This window comes from Clostridium nigeriense (genome assembly GCF_050585265.1).
Taxonomy (GTDB): domain Bacteria; phylum Bacillota; class Clostridia; order Clostridiales; family Clostridiaceae; genus Clostridium; species Clostridium nigeriense_B.
The window spans coordinates 234581-255622 of the sequence record NZ_JBNOOE010000003.1; the positions used below are offsets into that span (position 1 = coordinate 234581).

The 21042-nt window shown below is 27.1% G+C and carries 19 protein-coding genes; 17 read left to right on the forward strand and 2 right to left on the reverse strand.

Annotation, left to right across the window (positions count from 1 at the left end; all coding sequences use genetic code 11):
- Positions 1-118 precede the first annotated feature (118 nt).
- Positions 119-1183, reverse strand: a complete 1065-nt coding sequence (locus tag ACQPVP_RS04640) for a GerMN domain-containing protein (protein WP_430847697.1) — start codon at positions 1181-1183, stop codon at positions 119-121.
- Between the two features lie 130 nt (positions 1184-1313).
- On the opposite strand from ACQPVP_RS04640, the gene ACQPVP_RS04645 reads away from it, so the two are divergent.
- From ACQPVP_RS04645 to ACQPVP_RS04720, 16 genes are all read left to right on the forward strand, one after another.
- Positions 1314-2297, forward strand: coding sequence for an alpha/beta hydrolase fold domain-containing protein (locus ACQPVP_RS04645; RefSeq protein ID WP_430847699.1), 984 nt, complete (start codon positions 1314-1316; stop codon positions 2295-2297).
- A gap of 81 nt (positions 2298-2378) precedes the next feature.
- Positions 2379-3713 (forward strand): FAD-dependent oxidoreductase, encoded by a 1335-nt coding sequence (locus tag ACQPVP_RS04650; protein WP_430847701.1) that lies wholly within the window; start codon positions 2379-2381, stop codon positions 3711-3713.
- Between the two features lie 265 nt (positions 3714-3978).
- On the forward strand, positions 3979-6333 hold the full coding sequence (locus tag ACQPVP_RS04655; RefSeq protein ID WP_430847703.1) for an ATP-binding cassette domain-containing protein: 2355 nt from the start codon (positions 3979-3981) through the stop codon (positions 6331-6333).
- Positions 6334-6543: 210 nt separating this feature from the next.
- Positions 6544-7218 carry a response regulator transcription factor gene (locus tag ACQPVP_RS04660; RefSeq protein WP_430847705.1) on the forward strand — a complete coding sequence of 225 codons (675 nt, stop codon included), beginning with the start codon at positions 6544-6546 and terminating at the stop codon, positions 7216-7218.
- On the forward strand, positions 7215-8276 hold the full coding sequence (locus ACQPVP_RS04665; RefSeq protein WP_430847707.1) for an ATP-binding protein: 1062 nt from the start codon (positions 7215-7217) through the stop codon (positions 8274-8276). Before ACQPVP_RS04660 ends, ACQPVP_RS04665 begins: the two co-directional genes overlap by 4 nt.
- A gap of 164 nt (positions 8277-8440) precedes the next feature.
- Positions 8441-9346 carry a hypothetical protein gene (locus tag ACQPVP_RS04670; RefSeq protein ID WP_430847709.1) on the forward strand — a complete coding sequence of 302 codons (906 nt, stop codon included), beginning with the start codon at positions 8441-8443 and terminating at the stop codon, positions 9344-9346.
- A gap of 207 nt (positions 9347-9553) precedes the next feature.
- Positions 9554-10327, forward strand: a complete 774-nt coding sequence (locus ACQPVP_RS04675; RefSeq protein ID WP_430847711.1) for a histidinol-phosphatase — start codon at positions 9554-9556, stop codon at positions 10325-10327.
- A gap of 78 nt (positions 10328-10405) precedes the next feature.
- The gene (locus tag ACQPVP_RS04680; RefSeq protein ID WP_430847713.1) at positions 10406-11041 is read left to right on the forward strand and encodes a hypothetical protein; all 636 of its coding nucleotides are present in this window, start codon (positions 10406-10408) and stop codon (positions 11039-11041) included.
- Positions 11042-11049: 8 nt separating this feature from the next.
- On the forward strand, positions 11050-11601 hold the full coding sequence (locus ACQPVP_RS04685; RefSeq protein WP_430847715.1) for a hemerythrin domain-containing protein: 552 nt from the start codon (positions 11050-11052) through the stop codon (positions 11599-11601).
- A gap of 63 nt (positions 11602-11664) precedes the next feature.
- Positions 11665-11847: a DUF1858 domain-containing protein gene (locus tag ACQPVP_RS04690; protein ID WP_430847717.1), complete on the forward strand. Its 183-nt coding sequence runs from the start codon at positions 11665-11667 to the stop codon at positions 11845-11847.
- 168 nt (positions 11848-12015) lie between these two features.
- Positions 12016-12774 (forward strand): hypothetical protein, encoded by a 759-nt coding sequence (locus tag ACQPVP_RS04695; protein WP_430847718.1) that lies wholly within the window; start codon positions 12016-12018, stop codon positions 12772-12774.
- 111 nt (positions 12775-12885) lie between these two features.
- Positions 12886-13449, forward strand: a complete 564-nt coding sequence (locus tag ACQPVP_RS04700; protein WP_430847719.1) for a DUF4489 domain-containing protein — start codon at positions 12886-12888, stop codon at positions 13447-13449.
- A gap of 280 nt (positions 13450-13729) precedes the next feature.
- Entirely contained in the window at positions 13730-14488 is a 759-nt protein-coding gene (locus ACQPVP_RS04705; RefSeq protein ID WP_430847720.1) for a hypothetical protein, read from the forward strand.
- Between the two features lie 96 nt (positions 14489-14584).
- The gene (locus tag ACQPVP_RS04710; protein WP_430847721.1) at positions 14585-15121 is read left to right on the forward strand and encodes a DUF4489 domain-containing protein; all 537 of its coding nucleotides are present in this window, start codon (positions 14585-14587) and stop codon (positions 15119-15121) included.
- 132 nt (positions 15122-15253) lie between these two features.
- On the forward strand, positions 15254-16393 hold the full coding sequence (locus ACQPVP_RS04715; RefSeq protein ID WP_430847723.1) for an aminotransferase class V-fold PLP-dependent enzyme: 1140 nt from the start codon (positions 15254-15256) through the stop codon (positions 16391-16393).
- Between the two features lie 62 nt (positions 16394-16455).
- A complete protein-coding gene (locus ACQPVP_RS04720; RefSeq protein ID WP_430847725.1) occupies positions 16456-18165 on the forward strand; it encodes a flavin monoamine oxidase family protein in 1710 nt (569 codons plus the stop codon).
- A gap of 116 nt (positions 18166-18281) precedes the next feature.
- On the opposite strand, the gene ACQPVP_RS04725 is transcribed toward ACQPVP_RS04720, so the two are convergent.
- Positions 18282-19046 carry a hypothetical protein gene (locus ACQPVP_RS04725; RefSeq protein WP_430847727.1) on the reverse strand — a complete coding sequence of 255 codons (765 nt, stop codon included), beginning with the start codon at positions 19044-19046 and terminating at the stop codon, positions 18282-18284.
- Positions 19047-19272: 226 nt separating this feature from the next.
- On the opposite strand from ACQPVP_RS04725, the gene ACQPVP_RS04730 reads away from it, so the two are divergent.
- Positions 19273-21039 (forward strand): hypothetical protein, encoded by a 1767-nt coding sequence (locus tag ACQPVP_RS04730; RefSeq protein ID WP_430847729.1) that lies wholly within the window; start codon positions 19273-19275, stop codon positions 21037-21039.
- Positions 21040-21042 lie beyond the last annotated feature (3 nt).

Here is a 21042-nt window from a genome sequence, read left to right on the forward strand (position 1 = left end):
TACTTTATGAATAACATTTTATAATTTCCTTTCTTTAGCTTTAAAGTTCTCATATTAAATTTCCAATAATTTAGAGAACGGGTTATATGGAATAATCAAAATTATAAAGAAGTGCTTTTTATTTATATTCTTTAATATTAGTAACATTGGTACTTATAGCTTCATTAGTATCATACATAATATGGCTACCTTTATAAGGACTACCATCAACTAAAATTATAACTTTAGTTACGTTATAATTATATCCATAAGTTAAAGCTAAGGTTTTTAAAGCGGAGGCCTCAGAACCAGATCCAACTCTAGTTAATAAATTATAATAAGTATCTGATAAGTCTATAGTTAAACTATCATCATTTAATTTTGCAGATATTATAGCTAAGTCATCTCCAAAATTAAAGAAGGTATTATTAGGAATATTTATCATTTCTTTAGTTAAGGCTGTAACTAAGGCACCATCTATAACTTCAACAACTTTATCTTTATAGTAAAAAACATCATCAGTAACACTATAATAATAAATTCTACAATTTAATGTTTTGATATTTGTTGATGTAGTTGTAGTATCAGTGTCATAATTTTCTTTAGAGTAAGCTATTGAGGAGTCATAATTAACATCAAAGTAGCCATTTGGTAAATCACCTCTTAATGATGTATATAAGTCATCTCCAAAATATATAGATATTTTATTAACATTTAAATTATATCCATAAGTTGAAATTAATGATGATAATAATCCACTTTCTGTAGCTGAACCTAATAACATTTTATCAACATAAGATGATGAAAATACAATTTTTAATACTCCAGTTTTTTCATCTAAGGTAGCAGATGTTATTTCAACTTTATCAGTAAGATTTAAAAAGTTTTCATTTGGAGAATAGTTTTGAAGTTCTTTAGTTAGAGATTTTATTATTGCTTTATCTATTACTTCAATTTCTTTATCTACATAAAAAACTTTATAATTTACTGTATCAAAGTAAAATAATCTAACCTTCCTTGTATCTTTTGATGTGTTATCTTTTGACTTATCTATATTAATATTATCTTTATTATAGTCCTCTTCAATATTTTCATTTTGAATACTAGAATCTTTTGAAGGAGAGTTTTCTTTAGATTTACTACATCCAATTAATATAAAACTAAAAATTAAGGTAAATAATATAAGAAAGAGTTTCCTTTTCATAAAATCACTTCCTCGAAATAATCTCAATATATTATATATATATATATTTATATAGATATTATTGACAATTATATTATAAAATAATAGTAAAATAAGAAATAAATAATAATTAATTAAAAAGGAGAAAATTATGAAGAAGTTTTTTAAAATTTTAGGAGTAGGTTTACTTTTACTAATTTTAGCCTTTGGAATTTTTGCTTTTTCAATAAAAGATAAGGTTAAATTATCGATAAATATACTTAAAAAGTATTCAGAGTTTGTAGAAAATAATAGTCTATTAAGTGAAGAAAATATATCTTTGGATTTAGATAGCAATAAAGATTATGAGGAAGTTGAATATAAAAATACAAATGGAGTTCCCTTAACTTTAGATATTTTTGATGCTAAAAAAGAACTTAAAGGCGGTTCTCCTGTACTTGTTTATGTTCATGGTGGAAGCTGGGTTTATGGTACAAATGAAATTCCAGATGCAATATCACCACTACTTGATGCATTTAGGGAAGAAGGCGTTGTAATAATAAGTACTAGCTATGAATTAATGAGTGGCGAAGAAAATTTTAATAAGCAAATTTCTGATGTTAAAGATACTATTAGGTGGATTTATAAAAATAAAGATGAATATAATTTTAATACCGATAAAATAGGTATAATTGGAGCATCCTCAGGTGCACACTTATCATTAATGGCTGCATATAGTAATAATAATGATTTTATTGATGATGAAGAGTTAAGCAATTATCCATCTAAAATAAAGTATTTAATTGACTTTTTTGGGCCAACTAATTTAAATACATTAGATATGGATAATGTTAATTGGGATTTAGAACAAATAATAAACTCAGTAGGAGAGAATAAAGAAGAGGTTTTAAGCAAGTATAGTCCTATAAATTATATAGATAAAAATGAACCTAATACCTTAATTATTCATAGTAGAAAAGATTCTATAGTGCCTTATGAAAATGCAGAAACATTATATGATGAATTAAGGAGTAATGATAATAAAGTTAATATTATAACTTTAGAAGGAGCAACTCATGATTTTTCAGAGTTTGATATGGAAGAGATTGTATCAGTTGGAATGAGGATGCTAGAGTTTATAACTCAAAATATTTAGGAATCAGAATATTATAGATTTATTTAGCTAATTATATTTATATGAATGAAGTTTTATTTTAATAAACAAAGGAGGGTGCTTATGAAAGTAGTAGTAATAGGATGTACTCATGCAGGTACTTCTGCAGTAGTTAATTTGAAGATATTGTATCCAGATGCTGAGGTAGTAGTATATGAAAAAAATGATAATATATCATTTCTATCCTGTGGTATTGCACTAAGTGTTGGAAAGATAGTTACAGAACCAGAAAAGCTTTTTTATAATTCTCCAGAAAATCTAGCCCAAAGTGGTATAACTACTAGGATGAAACATGAGGTGCTAGACATAGATTTTGATAATAAAAAGATAAAGGTTAAAGATTTATGCTCTAGTAAAGAATTTCAAGATAGTTATGATAAACTAATTATAACTTTAGGATCTTGGCCAATAGTTCCAAAGCTAGATGGAATTGACTTGGAAAATATATTACTTTGTAAAAATTATAATCATGCAAAGATAATTGATGAGAAAAAAAGTTCTGCAAAAAATGTGGTTATTATTGGCGCAGGGTATATAGGAGTAGAACTTGCAGAAGCTTTTGAAAGATTAGGAAAACACGTTACTTTAATAGATGCGGAAGATAGAATAATGTCAAAGTACTTAGATAAAGAGTTCTCTGATATTGCAGAAAAAGAATTTACTAATAGGGGAATCAAATTAGTATTAGGTGAGAAGGTAGTTAAGTTTAAAGGTAATAATGGGAAAGTAGAAAAAGTTATTACAGATAAGGGAGAATATGAAGGAGATTTAGTTGTACTATGCATTGGTTTCAGACCTAATACTAAATTAATTGAAGGAAAGCTTGATACTTTAAAAAATGGAGCAATTATTATTGACGATTATATGAGAACAAGTAGGGAAGATGTTTTTGCAGCAGGTGATTGCTGTATGGTAAGATATAATCCTGCAAAGGACAATAGATATATACCACTTGCAACAAATGCTGTTAGAATGGGGCTTTTAATTGCTAGAAATATTGAAAAACCAGTTTTGAGATATATGGGAACACAAGGAACTTCAGGTATTAAAATTTATGATGTTTCTATTGCTTCCACAGGATTAACAGTTGAAAGTGCAAAAGCTACAACTAATTTAGAGATAGATAGTGTTACTATACATGAAAATAATAGACCGGAATTTATGCCAACTTTTGATGAAGTAATGATAAAGTTAGTTTTTGAAAAAGAAAGTAAGAGAATAGTTGGAGGACAAATTGCCTCTAAAATAGATATGACTGAATTTATGAATACTTTATCAGTAGTAATTCAAAATGAAATGACTTTAGAAGAACTTGCTATGACAGATTTCTTCTTCCAACCTCATTTTAATAAACCTTGGGGTATATTAAATTCAGTTGCTTTAAGGAGAATAAATTAAAATAAACAGAATGGGTTGGACTTGCTTTTTGATAAGTTAAATAAATTGGATTAAATGAAAATAATATATTAAAAAAGAGTAATTCTTAAGTTTTAATGAATTACTCTTTTTATTTATCATTTTTAAGCCGCAGGAGGTAAGAAAATGGCTATAATTATAGATATATATTTTAGAATTTCATATTTAGTTCATAAAACTAAAATATTATATGATTTATAGTATAAAAACAAAAAAATATAGAAGAAAATATTTTAGGAGGAGAAGGATGTTATCACTAAGGAATATAAAAAAATCCTATATTACAGGTGATTTTAAGCAGGTTGCTTTAGGTGGTGTAAGTTTAAATTTTAGAGAAAGTGAGTTTGTTGCAATATTAGGACCAAGTGGATCAGGTAAGACTACTTGTCTTAATGTAATAGGTGGCTTGGATAAATATGATAGTGGGGATTTAATCATTAATGGAAAATCCACAAAGGAATTTAAGGATTCAGAGTGGGATGCATACAGAAATAATAGTATAGGATTTATATTTCAAAGCTATAATTTAATAAGTCATTTAAGTATTTTAGATAATGTTGAAATGGGAATGACTTTAAGTGGTATTTCAACAGCAGAAAAGCACAAAAAAGCATTAGAAGCTTTAGAGAGAGTTGGACTTAAAGATCATGTTCATAAGAGACCTAATCAACTATCTGGGGGACAAATGCAAAGAGTTGCTATAGCAAGAGCATTAGCTAATGACCCTGATATAATACTAGCAGATGAGCCTACAGGGGCATTAGATACAAAAACTAGTATTCAAATAATGGATCTTATAAAAGATATAGCAAAAGATAAATTAGTAATAATGGTAACTCATAATCCAGAGCTTGCAAGAGATTATGCTGACAGAGTAGTTGAGTTTAGAGATGGAAATATTATTTCAGATTCTAATCCTTTAGAAGAAGAAGAAAGCAATACTTCTTATAACCTTAAGAAAACAAGCATGAGCTTTATTACTGCATTAAAGCTATCAGGAATGAATATTAAAACAAAAAAATGGAGAACATTATTAACTGCTTTTGCATCTAGTATTGGAATAATTGGAATAGCATTAATTTTGTCTTTATCAAATGGATTTGATAAACAAATTGATATATTTGAGTCAGACACCCTATCAGGCTTCCCAATAATGATAACACAGAAGGCTGCTGAAGTTGATATAAATCAAATGATGGAGCAAAGCAAAGAAATGAGAAAAGAAGTATTAGGAGAAGGAGAGGAAGATGAAGATAAATATCCAGATATAGATGTAGTATATCCATATAATAGTGAAGAAAATACATTTATGCACACGAATAAGTTGACAGATGAATATGTAAACTATATTGAAGATATAGATAGTACATTGCTTTCTGGGATTTCATTTACAAGATTAGTTAATATGAATTTATTAAAAAGTGATGGAAGCGTGGCAACTCCAATTAATGCTTCAGCTCTAAATCTATCTTCTTATCCAATAAACTTAGGTAATAGTTCTGAAGGATATTTAGAAACTTCATATGACTTACTTGTAGGTAGTTATCCTAAAACTATGAATGACTTAGTTTTAGTAGTAGATGAGTATAATAAGATTGATACATCAGTTTTAGATGCATTAGGAATTGATAGTAATAAAGATGAAATTAATTTTAATGATATAGTTGGTTATGAAATAAAGGCAATTTTAAATAATAATTATTATACTAAGATGGGAAATTATTTTACTTTAGCAGGAAATCCACAAGATATGAGTGAAATATATGATAATAATAGTTCTATACCTTTAAAAATAACAGGAATTATAAGAGTAAAGAAAGATGTTAAAATTCCAGTATTATCAGCAGGTTTAGCTTATTCAGATGATTTAAGTCAATATTTTATTGCAGATGCAAAAAATTCTGAGGTTGTAAAAGCCCAAGAGGAAGCAGACTATAATGTATTTACTGGGGAAAGTTTCAATAAAGAAGGTAATGGAATTAATTCAGGAAATTCAAATACCAAAGAAAATGTTCTTGCATCTATAGGAGGGACAACAACACCATATATGATAACTTTATATCCTAAGGATTTTACTACTAAAGAAGCAGTAACTGATTATTTAGATAGTTGGAATGATGGCAAGGATAAGGATGATGTAGTGATATACAATGATATGGCAAGTACATTTGTAAGTTTATCAGGCGGAATTATGGATGCAATAACTATGGTATTAATAGCTTTTGCAGCTATATCATTAGTAGTTTCATTAATTATGGTAGGAATAATAACTTATATATCTGTATTAGAAAGAACTAAGGAAATAGGGGTTCTTAGAGCTTTAGGAGCTAGAAAAAAAGATATAACAAGGGTATTTAATGCAGAGACATTTATAGTTGGTAGTTGTTCAGGTATTTTAGGAATAGTAATTGCATACATTTTAATATTCCCAACTAATAGTATATTATATAAAATTACTGATTTAAAAGGAGTGGCAGTATTAAATCCTGTTCATGCTATAATATTGGTAGTTATAAGTGTATGTTTAACTATGTTGGGAGGATCTATACCAGCTAAAATGGCATCTAAAAAGGATCCTGTAGAAGCATTAAGAACAGAGTAAAATTTAGCTATTTGTTCTATGTAGTTCTATAGAGAAAATTGATATAATATTAATATGATTAAAATTTAAATAATAATATTAATTTAGAAGTTATGGATATATCATATTATTGTAAGTTGTAAGTATAACAAGTTACAGTAATATGATATTCTTATTTATAATAAATGTATAAATAGTTGATGAAAATTTTCCATATTTGAGGTGCATAAAATGATTAATTTATTAATTGTAGAGGATGATAAAAATTTAAGAAGATTAATGGAAGTATTTTTAAAGGAAAATGGTTTTGAAGTGTTTCTAGCTGAAGATGGAGAAAAAGCAATTGAAATTTTTAGTGCTTTTCATATAGATTTGGTATTATGTGATATAATGATGCCTAAAGTTAATGGTTATGATTTAGTAAAAGAATTAAAAAGATTTAATTATGATTTGCCAATAATTATGGTAACTGCAAAAGAAAATTTTGTTGATAAGAAAAAAGGTTTTTTAGTGGGGGCAGACGATTATATGGTAAAGCCAATTGATTTAGATGAAATGTTACTTAGAATTAATGCTTTATTGAGAAGAGCAAAAATATCAAATGAAAATAAACTTGTTATTGGAAATGTAATTTTGGATTATAATACATTAACAATTACAAAGGGAGAAAAGATTATTGAATTAACTAAAAAAGAGTTTTATTTATTGTTTAAATTATTAAGCTATCCCAAACAAATATTTACTAGACAGCAATTAATAGAAGAAATATGGGGAATGGATATAGAAAGCGATGAAAGAACTGTAGATGTACATGTTAAGAGAATAAGAGAAAAGTTAAGCGATTTTGATGAATTTAAAATAATAACAGTTAGAGGGTTAGGATATAAAGCGGAGAAAATGATATGAGAAAGATGTATAATTACTTTAGAAATACACTTCAGGGTAAGATAATAGTTTACTTTTTTACAACTATACTTTTAAGTAATATAGTTACTTTTTTTTTGGTTTCACCAATAATAAATACAATAATATCTAGTAACATAGAAAGTTTAATTTTTATTGTTAAAGAATTTCATCTGATAAAGTTATTAATTTTATCAATTAGCTTTATATTATGTGTAACCTCCTTATGCTGTATTTCCAGAAGAATAGTTAAACAAATAAAAAAATTAACGAAGGCTATGAATGAAGTATCAGAAGGTAACTTTGATATATATTTAAAAACAAAAGAAAAGGATGAAATAGCTCAATTGATTTTTCACTTTAATGAAATGACAAGAAAGTTAAAAAATACAGCTTACATACAAAAGGATTTTGTAAATAATATTTCTCATGAACTAAAAACACCTATTGCATCAATTCAGGGTTTTGCTAAGATTCTTAAGAATAAAAATTTAAAAGATGAAGATAGAGAAGAATATTTAAATATTATAATTGATGAATCAAAAAGACTTGAAAATCTATCAAGTAATATTCTAAGAGTAGCTAAACTTGAAAATCAAGATATGTTAGAAAATCAAAGTAAATTTTTACTGGATGAAAATATAAGGAAATCAATATTATTATTACAAAATAAATGGGTAGAAAAGAATATTAACTTTAATTTGAGTTTACCTAAAACATATTATTACGGTGATCAAGAACTTTTTTTACAAGTATGGACAAATATTATTGAAAATGCTATTAAATTTTCAAATAAAAATACAGAAATTAAAATTAAAATAGAAAAAAGTATTGATTTAATTAAGATTTACATAGAAGATGAAGGAATTGGTATGACGGATGAAGTTAAAGAATATATATTTGATAAATTTTATCAGGAAGATAATTCAAGAGGAAGTACGGGATACGGCTTGGGGCTAGCTATTGCTAAGAGAATTGTAGAACTTTCTAATGGACAGATTGAAGTAGAAAGTGAGATTAATAAAGGAAGTAAATTTATTATATCATTAAGAATGGATTAATGGGGATGTTTGTGGGGCAGCTCTACTTTTTTATGTCATTAATCTTAGTATTATTTTTTAAAAGAATTAACTTCATTATTATAGTTTATTAATACAATTTAATTTAATTAGAATATAATAAAAGTAGGTAGTTAAACAAAATTTTGTAATAAGGAGTAATTGTTATGGGAACAATGGGATCTGAAAGACGAAATTTAGAACAATTAAGGGGATTTTTTGCGGTTGGATTAATAATGGGGTTAATAGGGAATATATCATATTTTTTGAGATATAAAGGAATTAGTATAGAGTTTTTCAATGATATGGATTTAAATGGGTTAAGTATAATGATGATATTTTCTGCTTTAATTATAGGTGTATTTTCCTTTGAAAATATTAAATTAGATATAAGTGAAGATATATTATTAGAAGTAAGAAGAAAGACTCTAATTTATAAAATAATATGTATATTATTTGCTATATATAGTATAGTTATTTCTATAACCTTTAAAGATTTAGCTTTAATTAGATTAGAAATAATAATGGAAGCTATTTTAATTTTATTATTTATTAACGAAAGAAAAATAAAGTCTATTCAATTAACAGATAAACAACTTAGATGGAAAAGAGATTTTGATTATCCAGGTAGCCTTAATAAGGAAAGTAATATTTTTTGGAGGATGAAAATAAGATTTTATCCTAGAGTAAAGGTTAATTGGAAAGATAGATTAAATAGGATAAGAAAATATAATTTATTGGCTTTAGTTATATTGGCTTTAGTAAAATTTGAATGGGTTACTTATTTGTTTATAATTTTTTTTATATCAGATATTATTTATTTTATAGAAATAATATTTGGTTTATATACAAAAACTAGTGGTATATGCACTGGAATTATAGATATTACTAGTAGTAAGTCTAATATTCCAGTTTATAAGGTGTTTATAACTAATTATGAAACAGAAGAGGAAATTACATTTAAAGTAAGAAATTATTGCTATATACAAGAGAGGGATGAAGTCGTTGTTGTCCATGGAGTAATTAGTAAGAGAGTCATCGAGGTACAAGGGGTCAGAATGGATTTTATATAATTCTATGATAGATTAATTTGAGCTGTCGCTTAATTTAAAATTCTTAATTAGGGCTGTTTGTGCGACAGCCCTAATTAAGAATTTAGTATTTATTTTTTATGATAGCCTTTTCAATAAATTTAGTAATTAGAAGTTAATTTATTTATGTGTTATTATATTGATGTAAAATATATGAAATAAAAATTGAAGTAAGGGATAGGTGATTATATGAAAACTAATTATCATACACATAATTATAGATGCAATCATGCAGTTGGAACAATTGAAGACTATGTAAAAGAAGCAATAAAAGAAGAATATGATGAAATAGGAATATCTGATCATTTGCCTCATCCAGGAAAAAATATTGACAATGGAAATAGAATGGCATATGAAGATTTACAAATATACTTTAAAGAAATAGATGACGCAAAGGAAAAGTATGGAGATAAAATATCTATAAAAAAAGCTATAGAATGTGAGTATTTTGAGGATTACCATTGGTTATATGATGAGTTAAAAGAAAAATATAAAGTAGACTATCTAATACTTGGAGTACATTTCTTTCCTTATAAAGGTGAGTGGGTATATGTAGGTGGAATAAAGTTAACACCTGAAATTTTAGATATCTATGTTGATTATGTTATAAAGTCTATGGAAAGTGGATATTTTGCTTGCTTAGCTCATCCAGATTTATTTGGAGTAAGGTATAGGAATTGGGATGAACACTCTATTAAGGCATCAAGAAGAATTTTAGAAGCTGCTGAAAGATTAAATATGCCAATAGAAGTTAACATAAATGGATTTAAAAGAGGGAAAGTTAATTATAACTTAGGAGAAAGATACGTATATCCTATAGAAGAATTTTGGAATTTATCAAAAGAGTATAAAGTAAAAAGAATATTGGGAGTAGATGCACATTTACCGGAAGATTTAAGAAATAGATATATGGGAGAAGAATTTGCAAAGAAATTAAATTTAGAGTTAATAGATAAATTATAAAATGTAACCTATGTTACAGATATGATATAAATATCATGATAAACTATCCTTAGAAAATTAAATTACTGGAGGAAAATTATGAGCTTATTTTTAGGGAAAATACATTATTGGCTATTTAACAAAATAGTTTGGTTTGAGGATCTTGAAACAGAGATAATAGAATTAGCAAAAGAAGAAGGATTAGATGTAGATAATTTATCTAAAGAAATTAATAATAAGTATGGCGAAAGATTACCAAAGTTGCCATTAGAAGAAATGATAGATACTTCTAATATACATGGATGGCTTCAAGATAAAATTCATAGTGCAGAATATAGACTAGCTACATGGACAGTTAAAATTATGGATAAAGAGGAAGGAAAAGAAAAGCTAGAAGACTTATATAAAGATCAAGGAATAAAAGCAGCAAAAGAAGCTATAGAATCAGGTAAATCTTTAAATAATGCAATTGATATTTTTAATACAATGAATGATTATATTTTAGATGGAATGCCATGTGATAGAGTAAATGAAGTTATTTTTCAAGAAGAAGATAAGGTATTATGGAAGAGAAGAATTTGTGTTCATAAGGAAATTTGGGATGCTGTAAATGGAGATGTAAATTTGTTTTATGAACTAAGGGATTTATGGATTAAGGCTTTTGTTAATGAATTAAATAATAAATATAAATATAATTTCCTAGGAAATAATGAATTTTCTATAGAAAGAGCATAGGTGAAGTCATGGATGCAATAGAAATAATGATGGAAGAACATAAAAATATAAAAGTTATGTTAAAAATAGTAAGAAAGGCTTGCTTCTCTATACTAGAAGGGGAAGAAGTTAACTATGATGATTTTAATAAGATAATTAATTTTATAAGAAATTATGCAGATTCTCATCATCATAAAAAAGAAGAAATAATGCTTTTTAACAGAATGGTAGATGAAATAGGAGAAACTGCTGAAAAAGTTGTTAAATATGGTATGCTTGTTGAGCATGATCTTGGAAGATTATATGTTTCAAGTTTAAGTGAGGCTTTAGAAGAATTAAAAAAAGGAAATAATGAAGCTAAATTAGATGTAATAGCAAATGCTATTTCATATACCAACCTTCTAGAAAGACATATTCATAAAGAGGATAATGTAATTTATAAGTTTGCTCAAAGAGAACTTAAAGAAGAAACTATGAATTTAATAAATTATGAATGTGTTGAATTTGAAAATAAATTTAATGATATAAAAGACAATAATTTATCTATATTAGAAGAATTAAAGATAAAATATTGCATTTAATATTAAAAATATTTTAAAATTATTATTGAATATTATAATAAATATAAGGATAGGTGATAATGTATGATTACTAAGGATATGACAATTGGAGAAGTTGTAAAAATAAAGGATAATGCTCCAGAAATATTAATGAGTTTTGGTATGGGATGTATCGGTTGTCCATCAGCACAAGCAGAAACAATTGAAGATGCTGCAAAAGTTCATGGATTAAATTTAGAAACTTTATTAGAGGCTTTAAATAAGTAAATTATATAATTTTAAAATACACTAGCTGGGAAGTTAGTGTATTTTTTTACTTTTAAAAACATTATAATATACGACAAATTAATAGCACCTCTGTATATTTTCGACATAAGATGTACTATAATCATAAGATTAATTTAGGAGATTATAGTTTTAAAGAAAGGAGAAAATATGGCTATTAACTTTAAGAAATTCGTTCCAAGACCAGGATTGGTAAATAAGCAAGGCCGTTTACCAGATCCTTCAGAGTTAGTTTGTGTGGAAGTTCCTAAGGTTTTCGACCAATGCTTAATAAAAAGATGTCTAGTATATGCTGATGGACCTGATACTTTAACAACAGATGAAGAATTAAGAAGCAATCCATTAGAAAATCCTAAAAGATATCTTTCAAGTAGGGACTTTAAAGTAAGATTATTATCAGTAGACAAGATTCCTCTTAAGGGAGATCCAAACTTTAAAAAGATAATTCTTAATTATGTAATTTCTTTCTATTCTGATTATATGGACGATAATGGAGCAACTCAATGTGAATTTTATGAAATTTATAGAACGGACGTAGTAGGAAAGTTTTACTGCCCAGATTCGATCGCTCAAATTTCAGCAACTAGCGATGAAGAGTGTGAGGATGAAGATTTAAATATAATTAAATTAGAAATGGTAGCTGAAGCATTAGCTGGAGAAATAGTTGAAGATGAAGCTGGCGAGGAAGTTCTAGATATAACATTAGGATATTTTATAGTAGTTAAGTGTCAGCTCTTAGTTCAATTATTAATTCCTACCTATGATTACTGCCCAACTCCAAGAGAAGCTTGTGAAGAAGATCCGGAAGAAGATCCTTGTGAAAGATTTGAAAAAGCACCAGTGCCTAGATTCTATCCAGATCAAAACTTAGATCCGTTGTTCCCAGAGTATGATGAAACTGAAAGATAAGATAATTTAAGATGTTAAGGTAAAAGTATAGGAAATTAAAAGGATAAAGCAAATATAACTAATAATATTAAATTAATAAAAACTATTATAAGAAAAGGGAGGATTCAAGATATGAATTCAATGTCAAATAGATATTATGATGAGTGTAAAAAAGAAAGAGAAGATGAAAGAGATCATGGAAGAGAAAGAGAACGTAAAGAAGAAAAATGCCCTACTATAGTAAAATGTGGATGCCCTAGTTCTACTCCAATTAATAAAGCAAAAGAAGGAGAAAAATTTATAGTTGCCTCTTTAACTCTAGATACTTCTTGTATATGTGATCCAAGTATTAAACTAGAATTTGCAAGTAATATTGTGATTTCAGATAATGATTCTGGAAATCATGATGTTGGTATAAATTTTAAAGTATTTAAGCAATGTAAACATCAACACAATCCAATTCCAGTGGGACCAGTTTGGAGTTTCTTTACAGATGAAAAAGATTTATCAACAACTTTTTCATTCTTTGTTTGTGATTCAGATTCTTGTGATAATGAGTGCTGCACTTACACTGTAGTAGCAACAGTTGCTGATAGACTTAATCAAGGAAGTCTTTTTGTAAATAATGCTACAATTGGAGCAATAGCAACCTGTAAAAAGAAATGCCATGAATGCAAGAAAGAGCATAGATATTAAAAAATATTGATTAAAATTATTGAACAAATGACTTAAAATTAGATGCTATTTTATTTATTTTATAAGTAAATAAAAGATATAAATACGCTAAACTGTATAGTTTAGCGTATTTGCATTTTAATACTATTTAGATATATTTGTTAATAAGTAGATGAAATTTTATTTAATAAAATATTTAACATATTAAAAATTATAAGAACCTCTTTATCATTTCTACATAATATGTAATATAATCATAAAGCTAAATTAGGATATTATAGTTTTAAAGAAAGGAGAAAATATGGCTATTAACTTTAAGAAATTCGTACCGAGGCCAGGACTGGTAAATAAGCAAGGCCGTTTACCAGATCCATCAGAATTAGTTTGCGTGGAAGTTCCTAAGGTTTTCGACCAATGCTTAATAAAAAGATGCTTAGTATACGCTGATGGACCAGATACTTTGACAACAGATGAAGAGCTAAGGAGTGATCCATTAGTAAATCCTAAAAGATATCTTTCAAGTAGGGACTTCAAAATAAAATTATTATCATTAGATAAGATTCCTCTTAGAGGAGATCCAAGCTTTAAAAAAATAATTCTTAATTATGTGATTTCTTTCTATTCCGATTATTTAGATGATAGTGGAGCAACTAAAAGTGAGTTTTTTGAAATTCATAGAACAGATATTATAGGAAAGTTCTATTGTCCGGATTCAATTGCTCAAATTTCAGTAAGTAGCGATGAAGAGTGTGAGAATGAAGATTTAAATATAATAAAGCTAGAAATGGTAGCTGAAGCATTAGCTGGAGAGATAGTTGAAGAAGATTCAGGAGAAGAAGTGCTAGATATAACATTAGGTTATTTTATAGTAGTTAAGTGTCAGCTTTTAGTTCAATTATTAATACCAGCATATGACTATTGTCCAGTTCCAAGAGAAGCTTGTGAAGAAGAGCCAGAAGAAGACCCATGCGAAAGATTTGAAAGAGCACCAGTGCCTAAGTTCTATCCAGATCAAAACTTAGATCCATTATTCCCAGAGTATGACGATGCAGAAAGATAAGATAATTAAAGATATCAAATAAAGAAAAAACTAAAATTATACTAAAGATTAAAAATATAGTTTGAAATACTATTAAGAAAAGGGAGGATTCAATATATGAATTCAATGTCAAGAAGAGATAATGATTTTTGTGGAAGAGATAGGGATAGGGATAGGGACAGAGATAGAGATTGTCCTACTATAATAAAATGTACAGGTCCTAATACAAGCCAGCTTGTTGTAACTGTTGCTAACCCAACAACAACTGGCGTAATAGCATCAATTAATGTAGATAATTCTTGCTTATGTAACCCAGTTACTAAATTAGAATTTGCAACTATTATTTCTACTGCAGCTGATGGATTTGCAGGTACAGTAAGTTTAAGAGTATTAAAGCAATGTAGACATCAAGCTACTCCATCTCCTATTGGAACTGTGTGGACTTTAAATGTTCTTGCAAATACTACAGTACCTTTATCATTCTTTATTTGTGATTCAGATTCTTGTGATAATGATTGTTGCACTTATACAGTAGAAGCAACAATTACTGCAAATGGAGCAAATTCAGGTATTGTTACTTTTAATAATTCTACACTTGGGGCAATATCTACTTGTAAAAAAAATTGTCATAAATGCAGAAGAGACAGAGATTAATAAAATAAGAATTAATAATATAGATTAAAAGAGTCCCGAAGATGGATTTTCCACTTCGGGATTTATTTTTATAGAACTAAAAATTATTATAGTTAATATAATATACTAGAGTAATTAATGTAAGGTGGTAAAATGATTTATTTAGATAATGCTGCTACCTCTTTCCCAAAACCTTCCAAGGTATATGAAGCAGTGATGAATTGTATGAAAAATTACTGTGCAAATCCAGGTAGAGGGTCTCATAATATGGCTATCAAATCTTCACTTAAAATTATGGAAACAAGGGATTTGTTATCAGAAATATTTAATATAAAAAATCCTTTAAATATAGTTTTTACAAAGAATGCTACTGAAGCTTTAAACATAGCTATAAGAGGCTTATTTAAAAAAGGTGATCATGTTCTTAGTACAGTAATTGAGCATAACTCTGTACTTAGACCTTTATATTCAATGGCAAAACTTGGGGTAGAAGTAACGTTAATATCTTCTGATAGAGCTGGGTATATAAATCCTTTAGATATAAAAGAAGAAATAAAGGTAAATACAAAAGCGATAATTGTGAATCATGCTTCTAATGTATTAGGAAGTATACAAGAAGTTAATAGTATTGGGAAAATAGCTAAAAAGTATGGCCTTATTTTTGTAGTAGATGCATCACAGAGTGCAGGTTGCCTTAGTATAGATGTAGAAAGAGATAATATAGATTTACTTGCATTTCCTGGTCATAAAGGTCTTCTTGGGCCACAGGGGACGGGTGGGTTATATATAAGAGAAGGAATAAATATTAAATCTATTATAGAAGGGGGAACTGGTAGTGGTTCAAATTCTATGATTCAACCAAAGGAGCTACCAGATAGATTTGAAAGTGGGACTTTAAACACTCCAGGAATAGTAGGATTAGGTGAAGGTTTAAAATTTATAAAGAAAATTGGAATAGATAATATTTATAGGGAAGAAATGAATTTAACAGAACAACTAGCATTGGAATTAAAAAAATTACCATTTATAAAAATTTATGGAGATATATCTCTAAAAAGTAGAGTAGCAGTAATTTCTTTTAATATAGATGGAATTGATGCTTCAATAGTTGGGGAAGAATTAAATGAAGCTGAAATTGCAGTTAGAACTGGATATCATTGTGCGGCATTAATTCATAATATTATTGGAACAGATTACAAAGGAACAGTTAGAGTAAGCCCAGGTTGCTTTAATACTTCAAAAGATATAGATGAATTAGTTAAGAATATTATTAAAATTTATAAGTCTAAATAATTAGAAGTATTAAGTACATATATAATTATATATATGTAAATTGAACATTAGGATGTGAAGTTATGGAAGATAGTAAGAATTCAAGGAATATGTACCCTTCAAATAGTCCTAGTGATTATGAGAGATATAATATTCTTGAAAGAGAACTAAAGAAAGAGGATAGGATAGAAGATATAGATAATATAATAAAATTAATGAGTCCACCAAAAGATATAAGAAGTATATGTACAAGTGAACAAGGGAAAAAAGTAAATATTGCAATAATAGGTGCTGGTGAAGCTGGACTTGCAGCTGCCTATGAATTAAAAAAAATAGGATGTAATATTACTATTTTAGAAGCAAGCAAAAGAATAGGTGGAAGGGTGTATACTTATTCTTTTGATAGATTAAATTACTGTTATGGAGAGTTTGGAGAAATGAGTATACCAGTATCTCACTATACTACATGGCATTATATTAATCTTTTAAATCTAAAAACTAATAGTTATATTAATAGGAATCAATACTATTATTTAAGAAATGCAGGGGCTTATAATAAAGAGAATCAAGTAATAAGAAATATATATCCAAGATATGATTTAACAAAATTAGATAAAATGAAGTTAAAATCTAAAGAACATTTAACTTTATTTAATAAATATTTAAAGAGTATAGGGGTTGAGGAAAGACAAGAGCTAGTACAAATTAAAGACAAGTATTCTAAAGGAATTGTAGATTTAGATGCATTAAGTTTGAAAAAGGCCTATGAAATAGCTGGTTTTAGTGAAGAAGCAATTAATTTAATAGGGTATATTAATGGAACTAAGGAGTTATATGATTATAGTTTTATAGAAACTTTACAAAAGTACTATACTTTAGATATGACTAATAATTATAGTATAGAAGGTGGAATGATAAAGTTACCTCAGGCTTTATATGAAGCAATTAGAGAGGAAAATTTAAAATCTTATAATAATATTAATAGGGATGATCTGGGAAAGGTTAATATTAAATTAGGATTTTCTGTTGAAGAAATACACAGTTCTAATAATAAAATAAAGTTAGATTATATAAATTTAGAAAATAAGCTTGAAGGAAGTGAAGAGTTTGATTATATAATTTTAACTACTCCTTTTAATTGTTTAAAGAGAATGAATATTAAAGATAATTTTAGTAGAGATAAATTAAGAATAATAGATGAAATGAATTTTAATAATTCTCAAAAGGTATATTTATATTTAAAAGAGAGATTTTGGGAAAGAGGAAGGAAGAATGAAAGAATTATTGGAGGAAGAACAATAACAGATTTACCTTTATATTCAATTTACTATCCTTCAGATAATGGAAAAATACTTTATGATAATAATGGAGAAGAAGTTATTGAAGCAAAAGGTAACCAAAAGGGAACAGGAGTATTACTTGCTAGCTACAGTAGTGGAAATAAAGCTAATGAATTCTCTTATATAGATGATTATATAAAAATAAATGATGTTATAAAGTATATAGAAAAAATTCATAGTCTACCGAAGGGATATTTGGAAAGTATTTTAATAGATTATAAATCACTAGTATGGTCTGATGTTCAATATATTTGGGGATTTTCAACTTTATTCAAGCCAGGGGATAAAATTTTATACTCTTATTCAAGTATAATTCCAGAAATGAATAAGAGAGTTTTTTTTGCAGGAAATAATGCAACTGTGAAACATGGTACTCAACAAGGAGAACTACAAAGTGGAATGGTTGCAGCAAATAGTATTGCTATAGAAATAATGGAAAAAACAAAGCAATAAATAAAAATGACCTACATAAACTAGTAGGTCATTTTATATTTACAACAGTAAGTACTTTTCTAAAAGTATAAAAATTACTAGGTCATCAAACTACCTCACAAGTAGAAAAATAATTATTAATCTAAGTCATCTTCATCAGAACAATCAGGGTCTGGGAATAGTGGGTCTAGATGCTGATCAGGATAGAACTTAGGAACTGGAGCTTTATCAAATGCTTCACATGGATCTTCTTCTGGTTCTTCTTCACAAGATTCTCTTGGAACTGGACAGTAGTCATAAGCAGGAATTAATAATTGAACTAAAAGTTCACATTTTACAACAATATAGTAACCTAAAGTTACATCTAAAACTTCATCACAATGTTCATCTTTAAGTATTTCACCATGCAATATATCTGCAACCATTTCAAGTTTAATTAAATTATTATCACATATCTCTTCACCTAATGTAGTTGTTGCTTGAGATAGTGAATCTGGACAATAGAATTTTCCTATGACATCAGTTCTATTTATTTCAAAATACTCGCTTTTAGTTTTTCCATCACAGTCAAGGTAATCTGAGTAAAAAGAAATAGTGTAGTGTAAAATTATTTTTTTAAAGCCATGAGGTTTTTTCAATGGAATTTTATCTACACTTATTAATGTTAGTTTAAAGTCTCTACTTGAAATATATCTCTTAGGATTAGCAAGAGGGTCACTTCTTAGCTCACAATCAGATGTGTTTGTGTCAGGACCCTCACAATAAACAAGGCACCTCTTAATTAAGCATTGATCAAATACTTTAGGAACCTCTATACATACTAATTCAGCAGGATCAGGTAAGCGTCCTTGTTTATTTACTAGTCCTGGACGAGGAACGAATTTTTTAAAGTTAATGGACATAGATATCCTCCTTTATAAAATAATAAATTATCATTTTAGTACTCACAATACATGATATGAAATATTGATAAAGTGGTGATATGAAAAAAATGGGAATTTTGAAGTTTTTTATAAGATAAATTTGCATAATAAATAATAAATATAAATATAATTTTTATAGGTGGTTTATGTATAAATAAATTTTTAGATAGATTATTAATTAAGGTATATAAAGGAGCGGGTAAACATGAGGGGGATATATCCATGGCTATATGTTGACTATAAAGAAAATCTATGGAGATTTTCCGTAAATGAAAATAAAGAATTGAACTATGGAATAATGTACACAGAAGGTAAATGGACAAAAGAAAATTTAATAGATGGTAGAGTAACAGGATTTGGTTTGTTTATAGATAATAGTGAAGGAATACATTTAGTTTATTCTAATAATACAGGGGAATTGAGATATTGTACAATGAAGGAAAAGCAATGGGTTGGAAAGGTTTTATATAAGGTAGAGGATAGTAACTATAGTATAGAGAGTATAAAGATTGAAATAATAGGAACTAATATGCATATTTTCTATGCTTTAGCTAGTAAGGACGGTAGCGATCATGGAGTACTAATGCATTGTATTTGGGACGGATATAAAACAAGTATCAATAAGCTACAGGATATAATTTTAAAACCAAGCTTAAAGGAATATTACTTAATTAACATAAATAATAGAAATGAAATTTACTTATTTTACTTATCGGATGAGGGGGATGAATTATCATTAAATTATTCAATTTATCAAAATAATTATTGGTTACCTTCTAATAGGCTTTATGGAATCCAAGGAGAAGATGTATATTTTGATGTTGAACTAGACAATAAAAATATAAATATTTTGAATAAATCTAAGGAAAATGAATTTTATTCGCTAGATCATGTTGTTATTGATAATACAGGAAGTTTTAAAGATTTTAGAGTGTATGAAGGAAAAAACAATATAGTTGATCCATTAATATTTAAGAATGAAAATAAAATTTGTTCATGTTGGATTGAAAGCAATGAAATATATTATTCAATTTTTACAGGAGTAAAGTGGGGAGATGCTAAAAAATATAGTAGAAACAATAAGTTTAAGATAGAAAGATATAACGCTTATGTAAGTGAGGTTAAAGAGGGATATATTAAAGAAAGAAAATTATATGCTACCAGTGGATTAGATATATATTTATATGATTTGAATGAAGTATTAATAAGGGAAAATAAAGAATATGGAAAAGAAATAAGAAATTCCAGTGGAAATGTTTCTAATAGTGAGGAAGTAAAAATAATTAAAGCTGAACTTTATAGAGTAAATGAAGAAAATAAAGGATTAGAAGAGAGAATACTTAATTTAAATTTATTACTTCAAAAGAATCAACAAGTAATAGAAAGATATCAACAGCAAGTAACTAGGGCTTTAGAGCAGAAGAAAAAAGCGGAAGAAAATAGCAGTATTTTTTTAGAGTTGCAAAAAAAGCTTCAAGTAGAAAATGAAGACTTAAGCAATGAAATAAGCTTATTAAAAGAAGAAAAACAGAAATTTGAAACTGTAAGAAAAGGATATATTAATGAAATAGAATTTCTTAAAGATAAAATAAATAATACAAATCTAGAAATATCGCAAAAAAATGAAAAAATAGAAGAAGAGCGAGAAAGGCTAAATACTAACATAACTTTGTTAATAGAGGATAAAAAAAATATAGAGAGTAGAACAAAGGAATATATTGAGGAAATAGAATTGCTTAAGGATGAAATAAATAATACAACTAAGGAAATATTGATAAAAGATAAGAAAATTCAAGAAGAAATAGATGCAAGAAGAAATATTGAAAGTCAAAACAAGATAATTTCCGAAGAAAATTTATTAATGAAAAAACAATTGGATTCATTAATAGAAGAAAATAAAAAAATTAATACTGAACTTGAAATAGAGATAAATAAATCTGTAATGGAAAAGCTGTTAAGAAGAAGGCCTTAATGT